The sequence below is a fragment of the Pseudoxanthomonas kaohsiungensis genome (assembly GCF_010211765.1).
Classification (GTDB): domain Bacteria; phylum Pseudomonadota; class Gammaproteobacteria; order Xanthomonadales; family Xanthomonadaceae; genus Pseudoxanthomonas; species Pseudoxanthomonas kaohsiungensis.
This window is the reverse complement of sequence record NZ_PDWO01000024.1, coordinates 23530-34693: the sequence shown is the minus strand read 5'-3', so window position 1 is coordinate 34693 and position 11164 is coordinate 23530. Positions and strand designations below refer to the sequence as shown.

The 11164-nt window shown below is 71.5% G+C and carries 10 protein-coding genes; 3 read left to right on the top strand and 7 right to left on the bottom strand.

Annotation, left to right across the window (positions count from 1 at the left end):
* Window positions 1-80 precede the first annotated feature (80 nt).
* Both CSC66_RS16855 and CSC66_RS16850 read left to right on the top strand, forming a co-directional pair.
* Window positions 81-1397, top strand: coding sequence for a hemolysin family protein (locus CSC66_RS16855; protein ID WP_162378570.1), 1317 nt, complete (start codon window positions 81-83; stop codon window positions 1395-1397).
* A complete protein-coding gene (locus CSC66_RS16850) occupies window positions 1381-2034 on the top strand; it encodes an exopolysaccharide biosynthesis protein (protein ID WP_162378569.1) in 654 nt (217 codons plus the stop codon). The genes CSC66_RS16855 and CSC66_RS16850 overlap by 17 nt, the downstream gene beginning before the upstream one ends.
* Window positions 2035-2062: 28 nt before the next feature.
* On the opposite strand, the gene CSC66_RS16845 is transcribed toward CSC66_RS16850, so the two are convergent.
* From CSC66_RS16845 to CSC66_RS16835, 3 genes are all read right to left on the bottom strand, one after another.
* Complete coding sequence (locus tag CSC66_RS16845) at window positions 2063-4192, bottom strand: putative bifunctional diguanylate cyclase/phosphodiesterase (protein WP_162378568.1); 2130 nt, start codon at window positions 4190-4192, stop codon at window positions 2063-2065.
* Complete coding sequence (locus CSC66_RS16840; RefSeq protein WP_162378573.1) at window positions 4189-5091, bottom strand: phosphate/phosphite/phosphonate ABC transporter substrate-binding protein; 903 nt, start codon at window positions 5089-5091, stop codon at window positions 4189-4191. The genes CSC66_RS16845 and CSC66_RS16840 overlap by 4 nt, the downstream gene beginning before the upstream one ends.
* 65 nt (window positions 5092-5156) lie before the next feature.
* Complete coding sequence (locus tag CSC66_RS16835; RefSeq protein WP_162378567.1) at window positions 5157-5951, bottom strand: RNA methyltransferase; 795 nt, start codon at window positions 5949-5951, stop codon at window positions 5157-5159.
* Between the two features lie 104 nt (window positions 5952-6055).
* On the opposite strand from CSC66_RS16835, the gene CSC66_RS16830 reads away from it, so the two are divergent.
* Window positions 6056-6880: an inositol monophosphatase family protein gene (locus CSC66_RS16830; RefSeq protein ID WP_162378566.1), complete on the top strand. Its 825-nt coding sequence runs from the start codon at window positions 6056-6058 to the stop codon at window positions 6878-6880.
* Window positions 6881-6904: 24 nt separating this feature from the next.
* On the opposite strand, the gene CSC66_RS16825 is transcribed toward CSC66_RS16830, so the two are convergent.
* From CSC66_RS16825 to kdpC, 4 genes are read right to left on the bottom strand one after another with little or no spacing between them, the layout of a single operon-like run.
* A complete protein-coding gene (locus tag CSC66_RS16825; RefSeq protein WP_238394442.1) occupies window positions 6905-7612 on the bottom strand; it encodes a response regulator in 708 nt (235 codons plus the stop codon).
* Between the two features lie 34 nt (window positions 7613-7646).
* Window positions 7647-10280, bottom strand: a complete 2634-nt coding sequence (locus CSC66_RS16820) for a sensor histidine kinase (protein WP_162378565.1) — start codon at window positions 10278-10280, stop codon at window positions 7647-7649.
* On the bottom strand, window positions 10277-10498 hold the full coding sequence (locus tag CSC66_RS16815) for a hypothetical protein (RefSeq protein ID WP_162378564.1): 222 nt from the start codon (window positions 10496-10498) through the stop codon (window positions 10277-10279). Before CSC66_RS16815 ends, CSC66_RS16820 begins: the two co-directional genes overlap by 4 nt.
* A complete protein-coding gene (gene kdpC, locus CSC66_RS16810; RefSeq protein WP_162378563.1) occupies window positions 10488-11138 on the bottom strand; it encodes a potassium-transporting ATPase subunit KdpC in 651 nt (216 codons plus the stop codon). The genes CSC66_RS16815 and kdpC overlap by 11 nt, the downstream gene beginning before the upstream one ends.
* Between the last annotated feature and the right edge of the window lie 26 nt (window positions 11139-11164).

Below are 11164 nucleotides of genomic sequence, written 5' to 3'. Positions count from 1 at the left end.
GATCAGCAGCTCAGCCATGGGGCGGACCCCCGCGCGCCCCGGCCCCCTGAATCCATCGCGCCGCCGCGGGGGTCCGCCCCATGGCTGAGCTGCTGATCGTCCTCGCCCTGGTCCTGCTCAACGGCTTCTTCGCCATGTCGGAGATGTCGGTGATGACCTCGCGCAAGAGCCGGCTCAAGCAGCTGGCCCAGGCGAGCAGGCGCGCGGCCAAGGCCCTGGCGCTGTCGGAGAAGCCCGAGGCGTTCCTGTCCACGGTGCAGATCGGCATCACCCTGATCGGCATCCTCACCGGCCTGTTCGGCGGCGAGGCGATCGGCCTGGCCATCGCCGCCTGGATCGAGCGGGTCCTGCCCGCGCTGGACCCGTACGCCGAGACCATCGGCAAGTCCATCGCGGTGGCCCTGATCACCTTCCTGACCCTGATCTTCGGCGAGCTGGTGCCCAAGCGCCTGGCGATCACCGCCCCGGAGAAGATCGCCAGCGTCGTGGCGCTGCCGATGGGCTGGCTGGCACGGGCCGCCTTCCCCTTCGTCTGGCTGCTGTCGCACACCACCCGGCTGGTGTTGCGCCTGCTGGGCCTGGGCAAGGACGAGGCCAGCACGATCAGCGAAGAGGAGATCCGCATGCTGGTGGCCGAGAGCCACGAGCAGGGCGTGATCGACGCGCACGAACGCGACATGGTCAACCGGGTGATGCGCCTGGGCGACCGCACCGCCGCCAGCCTGATGACGCCGCGCAACCGCATCGCCTGGCTCGATGCCAGCGCCCCGGTGGAGGAAAGCCTGGAGGTGATGCGCGAGCATCAGTTCTCCCGCTACCCGGTCTACCGCGGCAGCGACCAGGACGTGGCCGGCATCCTCGAGGTCAAGTCGCTGATCCACACCATCGGCGGCGACCTGGCCGAACGCCTGTACCACGACCTGCGCCCGGCGCTGTTCGTGTCCGAATCGACCCACGCGATGAAGCTGCTGGAGATCTTCCGCGAGGAACAGCAGTCGATGGCGCTGGTGGTGGACGAATACGGCGAGATCCAGGGCCTGGTCACCGTCTCCGACCTGATGGGCGCCATCGTCGGCCGCCTGCAGTCGGTGGAGAACACCGACGAGGACGCCCTGGTCGTGCAGCGCGAGGACGGCTCCCTGCTGGTCGACGGCACCCTGCCCACCGAGGACCTGCGCGAGCTGATGGACGGCGCCGCCCTGCCCGACGCCGAGGAAGGCGACTACCACACCCTGGCCGGCATGTGCATCGCCCACTTCGGCCGCATCCCGCACGTGGGCGAGTACTTCGACTGGGCCGGCTGGCGGATCGAGGTCGTCGACCTGGACGGGGCGCGCATCGACAAGCTGCTGCTGCGCCGGCTGGCGCAGCACGATGGCGATGAGCTCGCCGTCTGAACCCGCGGCGCAGGCCGGTGCCGCCGGCGCGGCCGGCAACGGCATCGCCCGGCTGCTGCAGTCCTTCGCCCATGGCGATCCGCGCGAGCGGCTGACCATGGACCGCCTGCTGCAGGGCCTGGGCCGTACCGCCTTCGGCATGTTCCTGTTCGTGTCGATCCTGCCCGGATTCATCCCCATTCCCGGCACCGGCGGCATGATCAGCGGCCCGCTGGTGGTGCTGATCGGCCTGCAATTGCTGGTTGGCCTGCGCCGGCCCTGGGTGCCGGGCTTCATCGGACGGCGCGGCCCGCAGCGCGGCACCATGGCCCGCTTCTGCCGGCGGATCACGCCATGGATGAACCGGCTCGAGCACCTGGTCCGCCCGCGCCTGCAGGTGCTCACCGGCAACCGCATGGCCAACGCCCTCACCGGCGTGCTGCTGATCGCCCTGGGCGTGCTGCTGGCGCTGCCGCTGCCGATGACCAACTACCTGTTCGCCGGCACCCTGCTGCTCTATTCACTGGCGCTGATGGAGCGCGATGGCGCCCTGCTGCTGGTGCTGTGGCTGGTCTCCATCGCCGCGCTGCTGTCGATGGGCCTGCTGTCGGAGCGGCTGGTGGTGCTGGTCGGCGACTGGCTGCGGCAGCTGTTCTAGCGCGGCACCGGCCGGCCGCCCCGCGGGCTCAGCGCCCCCGCCGCGCCAGCAGGTGGGCGAACTCGGTCGCGCTGATCGGATGGCTGAGCCAGTAGCCCTGGACCAGGTCGCAGCCGCGCTCGGCCAGCAGGTTGTACTGCGCTTCCTTCTCCACGCCCTCGGCCACCACCGTGATCCCCAGCGAATGGGCCATGGCGATGATCGCCGTGGTCAGGGCCAGGTCGTCGGGATCGCGCTGCAGGTCGGCGACGAAACTGCGGTCGATCTTGACCCCGTCCACCGGCACCCGGCGCAGGTGGCTGAGCCCGGAGAAGCCGGTGCCGAAGTCGTCCAGCCAGACCTTGACCCCGGTGCTGTGCAGGCGCGCCAGCATCGCCGCGGCCTGCAACTCGTCGCTGATCACCGCCGTCTCGGTCAGCTCCAGGTGCAGGCACGAGGCCGGCAGGCCGGTCTCGCGCAGGCACTCGGCGACGATGTCGGGCAGGTCGCCCTTGCGCAACTGGCGCGGGGAGACGTTGACCGAGACGAACAGGCGCTCGTTGCCCTCGCCCATCGAGGTCCAGCGCATGGCCTCGTTGCAGGCCGCGCGCAGCACGCGCGGTCCGATGCCTTCGATCAGCCCGCTCTGCTCGGCCACGTCGATGAAGACCGACGGGGCGATCATGCCCAGCATCGGATGCTGCCAGCGCAGCAGCGCCTCGGCGCCGACCACCCGGCCGTCGCTGGTCCTGCACACCGGCTGGTAGACCACGCTCAGCTCGCCGCGCTCCCAGGCCCCGCGCAACTCCTGCTCCATGTGCACGCGGCGTTCGACCGCGTGGTCCATGGCCCGGCTGTAGAAGCGGAAACCGTTCTTGCCGGCGACCTTGGCCTGGTACATGGCGATGTCGCCGTTCTTCATCAGCGCGCTGGCGCTGGAAGCGTCCTCGGGGAACAGGGTGATGCCGATCGAGGTGCCCAGGAACACCTGCCGGTCCTGGATGTCCAGCGGCCGCCGCAGCTCGGCCACCAGCACCTCGGCCAGGCGCGTGGCGGCGGCGCGCACGTCGCCCTCCTGGATCAGGATCACGAACTCGTCGCCGCCGAAGCGCGCCAGCAGCGCGTCGTCGCCGCCGTACCTGTCCACCGCCTCGCGGATGCGGTTGGCGAACTGCAGCAGCGCCTCGTCGCCGGCTTCGTGGCCGAGGGTGTCGTTGACCCGCTTGAAATCGTCGATGTCGGCGAACAGCAGCGCCAACTGCCGGCCAGCGCCACGCAGCAGCATCAACCGGTGGTCCAGGCTCTCGCGGAACGCCAGGCGGTTGGTCAGCCCGGTCAGCGCATCGGTATAGGCCATGCGCCGCACTTCGCGATCGTGGCGGGCCACCGCTTCGCTCATCCGGCCGAAGGTGCGGACCAGGTCGCCCATCTCGTCGGTACGCGTGCTGTGCACGCGCTCGACGGTGTAATCGCCCGCCTCGATCCTGCGGGCCGAATCGGCCAGCCAGCGGATCGGACGGACCAGGGTGTGCTGCACATACAGGGCGGCCAGGATGGAGACCAGCGCCAGCAGTCCCAGCGGCAGCGCCAGCCACGCCAGGTGCCGGCGGGCCAGCTCGTCCATCCGCCCGCGCAGCTCACCCAGGTTGCGTTCCTCGTAGCGTCCGGCGACCTGCAGGTCCAGGCCCACGCGCACGCCACCCAGGCGTTCGCTGCCGACCATGATCGGCGCCGAAGCGTCCAGCAGCGTGGGCGATACCTGGACGCGCAGGCCGTCGGCGGCGATCGCGCCGGCGGCCAGTGGGTCTTCCATGCGCTGGCCGAAGTCGGCGATCTCGATCGAACCGTCGTGGACCAGCTTCCCTTCCAGGTCGTAGACGCGGATGTAGTCGACCAGGCTGTCGCGGGCGTTGTCGCGCACCACCGCGCCGATCTGGTCCAGATCGCGGTAATACATCGGGTTGGCCAGCTTCTCGGCCATCTGGCGTGCCAGCGACTGGCCGTGGTCGCGCAGGTAGCTGTCCACCATCCCGTGGACCGCTTCGCGGCTGAGCGCCTCGGTCTCCTCGCGCATCTGCTGCTGGCGGTGCATGAGCAGCATCAGCACCAGCAGCACAACGCCGAGCATGAGCAGCATCGCCACCACGAACCGCGCCTGCAGGCCGAAACGCAGCTTCATTCGACCTCCGCCCGCACGCGCTGCACACCCTTGCGCAACGCTTCCAGCGAACGCTGGGAATCCTCGTCCAGCGGCAGGAAGCGGGATGTGTTGAAGAACAGCCGCAGCGCATCGCGCGCGGCCGGGTCGTTGCCGGCTTCCAGCAGGACCTGGCGCAGCCGCGCCTCCACTTGCGGTTCCATGCCCTGGCGCACCAGCTCCAGCGCGCGCGGATAGGGACTGCTTTCGTGGATGACGCGGAAGTCGGCGCGGAACGCATCCGGAACGCGCCGCGGATCGTTCCAGTCCAGGCTGCTGACCGCGCCGGCATCGACCAGGCCCTTGTGCACCCACGAGGCGATGTTGAGTTCCGAACGCGCGAAGACGTAACCGACGCGGTCAGCCGAGGGCTGGTCCGAGGGTGCCAGCAGGATTTCCGGCGACAGGTGCGCGTCGAGCAGCTCGGTCATCGGCACCATGTAGGCGCTGGTCGAGGCGGTGCTCTGCAGGGCCAGGGTGTGGCCACGCAGGTCTTCCAGTTCGCGGATCGGCCCGTCCTTGCGGGCGAAGAAAACGGTGTGGTAACTGCTGACGCCGTTGCGCTCGGTCAGCAGCAACGGCCGGGCCGCCGCGCGCGCCTGCAACTGCACGGCGGTGCTGGCGGTCTCGGTCACCCAGTCCACGCGGTTGCGGCGCAGGTAGCTGGCCATCTGCGCGGCGTCGCGCGCCATCAGGATGCGGCCCTCGGTGATGCCGACGTCGCGCATGCGCGGGACCACGTAGTCCAGCAGCGGCTTGAGCTGGTTGAAGTGCGCGGCGGGATCGTCGCTGATCCGGCCCAGCACCAGGATGTGCTCGTCCTCGGAAGCGTGCGCCGGCAGGCCCAGGGCCACGACGGCGGCACAGCACGCCGCCTGCATCCACCTTCGCACTCTGGACAACGGATACCCCCCGCTCGTGTGGCCAAAGCCTATCCGGAAACCGCTCAGGACGACAGACGCCCGGCCTCCCCGGCCAGGCGGGCCATGCGCTGGGCATCGGCCAGCACGCCGCGCAGCAACCTGACCTCGTTCACGGTCAGGTCCGTGCGCAGGAACAGCCGGCGCAGCTTGCGCATCGCCGAATCGGGCGTCCGGCCCTTGTGGAAGTCGATCGCCTCCAGCGTCTCGGCCAACTGGGAGAAGAAGCCTTCGACCTGTTCGTGGGTCGCCGGCAGGGCGTCGGGCGCCGGCGGCGGCACGGGACCGGCGGCCGGGACCGCGGCCAGCACCGCCCGCCGCACCTCGTAAGCCAGCACCTGGACCGCGGCGGCCAGGTTGAGCGAACTGAACGCCGGGTCGGACGGGATGTGCACCGAGGCATGGCACAGCTGCAGTTCCTCGTTGGTCAGCCCGGTCCGCTCGCGGCCGAACACCAGCGCCACCGGCCCCTCGCCGGCCAGCCGCAGCAGGCGGCCGGCGGCCACGTCCGGCTCCAGCTGTTCCAGCTGCACCCGCCGGCTGCGGGCGGTACAGCCCAGCACCAGCCGGCAGTCGGCCACCGCCTCGGCCAGGGTGGCGTGTACCGGAGCGGCGTCGAGCACGTCCTCGGCGCCGGCCGAGCGCCGGTAGGCGTCGTCGTCCAGCGGCTTCTCCGGGGCCACCAGGACCAGCCGCGACAGGCCCATGGTCTTCATCGCGCGGGCGGCCGCACCGATGTTGCCCGGGTGCTGGGTCCCGACCAGGATGATGCGGAGGTCGCCGGTGGCCGGCGGGGAGGATTCGTTCAGGGGCTCGTGCATGGTGCAGATGGTAAACTGCGCGGCCGGCCATGCGGGCCGGACCGCTCTTTACCTTCGCCCGTTCCATCCCTGCCTCCGCCCGTGACCTTCTGGGAGCCTTCGCCATGCAATCCCCCGCCGTCAACGTCATGGTCAAGGCCGCCCGCCTCGGCGGCAACGTGCTGCTGCGGAGCATCAACAAGCTCGACTCGCTCAACGTCGTTCAGAAGCAGCGGATGGACTACGCCAGCGAAGTGGACGCCGACGCCGAGAAGGCCATCGTCAAGGAACTGCGCCGGGCCTACCCCGACTACGGCGTGCTGGGCGAGGAAAGCGGCCACATGGCCGGGCGCAACGCGCGCATGCAGTGGGTGATCGACCCGCTCGACGGCACCAGCAACTACCTGCGCGGCTTCCCGCACTACTGCGTCTCCATCGCCCTGGTCGACAACGGCGAGCCGATCGACGCGGTGATCTTCGACCCGCTGCGCAACGAGCTGTTCACCGCCAGCCGCGGCGGCGGCGCGGTGCTCAACGACAAGCGCATCCGCGTGGCCGACCGCAAGGACCTGGGCGGCGCGGTGATCTGCACCGGCTTCCCGCCGCGAGAGCGCGCCCGCGCCAGCGCCCAGCTCAAGTGCGTGGACTCGCTGCTGGTCCAGGCCGAGGACGTGCGCCGCACCGGTTCGGCCGCGCTGGACCTGGCCTACGTGGCCTGCGGCCGCCTGGACGGGTACTTCGAGGCGGGCGTGAAGGCCTGGGACATCGCCGCCGGCGTGCTGCTGGTGCGCGAGGCCGGTGGCCGGGTGTGCGACTTCCGCGGCGCGGCGACCCCGCGCATGGACGAACGCGGCCCGGAGGCGCGGCCGATCATCGCCGCCAACGTCAAGGTCGCCGACGAACTGCAGAAGCTGGTGGTCAACACCGGCTACGCGGCCGCGTTCAACTGATCCCGGGCAAGCGCCGCGCCGCCCTCAGTGCGCGGCGATGAAGCGCAACCCCACCCCCGGTTCGGTGGCGATGTAGCGCGGCGAGGTGGCATCGTCGCCGAGCTTGTGGCGCAGCTTGCCGACCAGTATCCGCAAATAATGGGTGTCGCCCTGGTGGTCGGGCCCCCACAGTTCGCGCAGCAGCTGCGGCTGGGTGACCACCCGGCCGGCGTGGTTCAGCAGCAGCGCCAGCAGGGCGAACTCCTTGCGGGTCAGGACCACCGCCTGGCCGTCCAGCGCCACCTCGCGCCGGGCCAGGTCCACCCGCAGGCGCCCGTCGTCGAACACCGGCGCCGCGGCGTCCGCCACCACCGCCCGCGCGCGCAGCAGGCCGCGGACCCGCGCCATCAGCTCCTGCACGCCGAACGGCTTGGTCACGTAGTCGTTGGCGCCGGCGTCCAGCGCGGCGACCTTCTCCTGCTCGCCCGCGCGAACGGTCAGCATGAGCACCGGTACCTGCGACCACTGCCGCAGTTGTGCGAGCACCTCGTGCCCTTCGATGTCCGGCAGGCCGATGTCCAGCACGACCAGGTCCGCGCCGTGCACGGCGAACTCGGCCAGGCCGGCATGCCCGCTCGCCGCCAGCGCCACCGCGTACCCCTGCGCCCGCAGGCTGATGTCGAGGAAGCGGCGGATCTGCGGTTCGTCATCGACCACGAGGATCCGCGGCGCAGGCACGGACGGCGATGGCAGCGGCGGGCTTTCGCTCACGGGTCAGGGGACTGGATCAGGGGGCCGGGGTGACCAGCGGCAGGGTAATCCGGATCGTGGTGCCGCGCCCGTCCCGCCCCGGCAGCGCCTGCACGCTGCCGCCATGCGCGCCGACCATGCCCTGGCAGATGGTCAGGCCCAGGCCGGTACCCTGGCGGCCGCGGTCGCCGCGCTCGACGCTGTAGAACATGTCGAAGATGCGGCTGCGCTCGTCCTCGGGGATGCCCGGGCCGCGGTCGCGCACATCGATGCGCAAGGCGCCCTCCACCATCCGTGCATCGACCTCCACGGCCTCGCCCTCGGGCGAGAACCGCGCCGCGTTCTCCAGCACGTTGAAGATCGCCTGCTCCAGCAGCGCCGGGTGTACCCAGACGGTCGGCACGTCGGCGGCGATCGTGGTCGCCACGCGCACCGCGGGCTGGTAACGCTGCAGGCGCGCGACCGCCGAGCCGACCAGCTCGTCCACGCCGATCCAGTCGCGGTTGAGGGTCAGGCCGGTGTGGCCCAGGCGGGTCATGTCGAGCAGGTTCTGGATGTAGCGGTCCAGGCGCTCGCCCTCCTTCTGGATGGTGTCGAGCAGGCTGCGCCGGTCGTCCTCGCCCATCGCCTCGCCGTAGCTGGCCAGGCTGCTGGCGGCACCGATCATCGACGCCAGCGGCGAGCGCAGGTCATGCGAGACCGAGGACAGCAGCGCCGAGCGCAGGCGCTCGGTCTCGCCGCTTACCCGCGCGGTCTCCAGCTCGCCCACCAGGCGGGTGCGGCGCACCGACTGGGCGATGTCGTCGACCATCGCCTCGGCCAGCCGGCGCTGTTCCTGCGGCGGACGGCGACTGCTCTCCAGCCGCAGCGCCGCCACCCCGAGCACCCCGCGTTCGTCGCGCAGCGGCAGGTACCACCATGACGCCCCGGCCAGCGTGTCGGTGTGGCGCCCGGCGGGCTGGCCATGCGCCAGCACCCAGTCCAGGGCGCCGCGCTCGATGCCTTCCAGCGCGCGCGGTCCGGGCACGCGGGTCTCGCCGACCTGCAGCCACGCCTCGGCCTCCAGCGCGCGCTCCAGGCCCTGGCGGCCCGCTTCCAGCACCTGGCCCATGTCGGTCGCCGCGCCCAGCCTTCTCCCCAGGTTCTGCAGCACGGTGGCGTGCGCGTTGGCCGCGCGCAGCGCCAGCACCTGCATGCGCAGCTTCGACGCCAGCCGGCCGGCAACCAGCGCCGCCAGCAGGAACAGGAACACCGTGGTCACGCCCTGGCGCGCACCGATGAAGAAGGTCAGGCGCGGTTCGATGAAGAAGAAGTTGTAGGCCAGGAAGCACAGCGCCGCCGACAGCGCGGCGGCGGCCATGCGCGTGCGCGAGGCGACCAGGACCACGGCGACGATGAACACCATCGACAGGTCGTCCAGGCCGACCCAGCGCTCCACCGCCCAGGCCAGCCCGAGCGCGGCGGCGGTGGCGCCAAGCACCAGCGCGACCTCGCGTCCGTCCAGCCAGCCGGACAGGCGCTCGGGCCGGCGCCGCGACCGCGCGCGCGCACCCGGCGAGGAAATGATCACCAGTTCGTAGTGCGCGCCCCGCTGCAGCAGTTGCTGGGTCAGGGTGCGGTTGACCATGCGCGCGAACGGCCGTTCGCGGGTGCGGCCCACCACCAGGGTCGAGGCGCCGTCGCGCTCGGCGTGGTCGAGCAGGGCGTCGGCGATGTTCGAGCCGTGCAGCACTTCGGTGTCGGCGCCCAGCGTCCGGGCCAGGCCGAAGGCGCGGTCGAGCTCGGCCTGCCGCTGCGGGTCCGGCGCCGCGCCGGACTGCACGGTGACCACGCTCCAGGGGGCGTCGCGGCGTTCTGCAATACGCCGCGCCGCGCGCACTAGGTACTCGGAGTTTCCGCGGCCGTCGATCGCCACCAGCACCCGCCGGCGCAACGCGATGCCGGGCAGGCCGCGCGCGGCCTGCTCCTCGCGCGCGTCCTCGTCGACATGGTCGCTGGCGGTCTGCATCGCCAGCTCGCGCAACGCGGCCAGGTTGGACGGCGAGAAGAACGCCTGCAAGGCGCGCTCGGCCTGCTCCGGGAGGTAGACCTTGCCCTGGTGCAGGCGCTCGATCAGCTCGCGCGGCGGCAGGTCGACCAGGCGGATGTCGCGCATCCGGTCGAACAGCGCGTCGGGCACGGTCTCGCCGACCCGCACGCCGGTGATCCGGTGGACGATGTCGTTGAGGCTCTCCAGGTGCTGGATGTTGACGGTGGTGTAGACGTCGATGCCGGCGTCCAGCAGCTCGACCACGTCCTGCCAGCGGCGCTCGTGGCGGCTGCCGGGCACGTTGCGATGGGCCAGCTCGTCGACCAGCACCACGGCAGGGCGGCGGGCCAGCACCGCGTCGACGTCCATCTCCTCGAGCACCCGGCCCTGGTAGTCCATCTTGCGGCGCGGCATCACCTCCAGGCCCTCGACAAGCGCCGCGGTGTCGCCGCGCCCGTGGGTCTCGACGATGCCCACCACCAGGTCGATGCCCTGGCGCTGCAGCTCGCGCGCGCGCACCAGCATCGCGTAGGTCTTGCCCACGCCCGGCGCGGCGCCGAGGAACACGGTCAGGCGACCGGCTTCCTGGCGGCGCAGGGTTCCGGCCAGGGCATCGGCCATCGCTTCGCGGTCGCGGCTCATGGCGACAGTCTAGTGGGCATGTCCGGCAAGCCGGAGCCTTCCCGTCCGGCCAGCGGCTGTGCATCGGCGCCGCCCATCGCCACGGCCATTGCCGTCACCGCCAGCGCATAGGCCAGCGCGAACAGGAAGATGGCTGCCCGGAGCAGCCGCCCGCCTCGCAGGCGTGCGAAGCGGCGCTTGTGCCCCGGCGGCGCACATCTGCCGTCGTTATCGTTCATCGCCCTGCTCCGTCGGCACGGCGGCCGGCGCCAGGGCGTCCAGCGCCAGGTTGAGTTCGAGCACGTTCACCCGCGGCTGGCCGAACAGGCCGAACTGCGGCGCTTCCACGTGCGCGGCCAGCAACTGCCGGACCTGCTCCGGCGCCAGCCCGCGCGCACGGGCCACCCGCGCGACCTGGATCGCGGCCGCCTCCGGCGTGACGTGCGGATCGATGCCGCCGCCGGACTGGGTCGCCAGGTCGCCCGGCACGCTGGCCGGATCGACGCCTTCGCGCGCGGCCACGGCGCTGCGCGCTACCTCGACCCGGGCACGCAGGTCCGGATTGGTCCGCGCCTGGTTGCTGCCGGCCAGCGCCATCAGGTCGTAGCGGGCCGCCGACGGACGCGGCTGGAACCAGCCGTCGCCGGTGAAGGGCTGCGCGACCAGGCGGGAGCCGACCACCTTGCCGTCGCGTTCGAGCAGGCTGCCCGAGGCGGTTTGCGGGAACAGCAGCTGGCCGGCGCCCACGGCCGCCATCGCATAGGCCAGGCCGAAGCCCAGCAGGGAGACCAGCGCCAGGCCGATGGCGCCGCGCAGCGGGGACCCGGACGCCATCGCCGCATTGGCGCCGGCCGGAACAGGGGAAAGTTCGGTTGTCATGGAAGGATGTCCTTTTTTTGGGCCGG

Bases quoted from the DNA above. Each gene is read 5' to 3' on its own strand.
- CSC66_RS16835 (WP_162378567.1), bottom strand. From the start codon at position 5,951: ATGCACGAGCCCCTGAACGAATCCTCCCCGCCGGCCACCGGCGACCTC.
- CSC66_RS16840 (WP_162378573.1), bottom strand. From the start codon at position 5,091: ATGCAGGCGGCGTGCTGTGCCGCCGTCGTGGCCCTGGGCCTGCCGGCG.
- CSC66_RS16830 (WP_162378566.1), top strand. From the start codon at position 6,056: ATGCAATCCCCCGCCGTCAACGTCATGGTCAAGGCCGCCCGCCTCGGC.
- CSC66_RS16850 (WP_162378569.1), top strand. From the start codon at position 1,381: ATGAGCTCGCCGTCTGAACCCGCGGCGCAGGCCGGTGCCGCCGGCGCG.
- CSC66_RS16855 (WP_162378570.1), top strand. From the start codon at position 81: ATGGCTGAGCTGCTGATCGTCCTCGCCCTGGTCCTGCTCAACGGCTTC.
- kdpC (WP_162378563.1), bottom strand. From the start codon at position 11,138: ATGACAACCGAACTTTCCCCTGTTCCGGCCGGCGCCAATGCGGCGATG.
- CSC66_RS16820 (WP_162378565.1), bottom strand. From the start codon at position 10,280: ATGAGCCGCGACCGCGAAGCGATGGCCGATGCCCTGGCCGGAACCCTG.
- CSC66_RS16815 (WP_162378564.1), bottom strand. From the start codon at position 10,498: ATGAACGATAACGACGGCAGATGTGCGCCGCCGGGGCACAAGCGCCGC.
- CSC66_RS16845 (WP_162378568.1), bottom strand. From the start codon at position 4,192: ATGAAGCTGCGTTTCGGCCTGCAGGCGCGGTTCGTGGTGGCGATGCTG.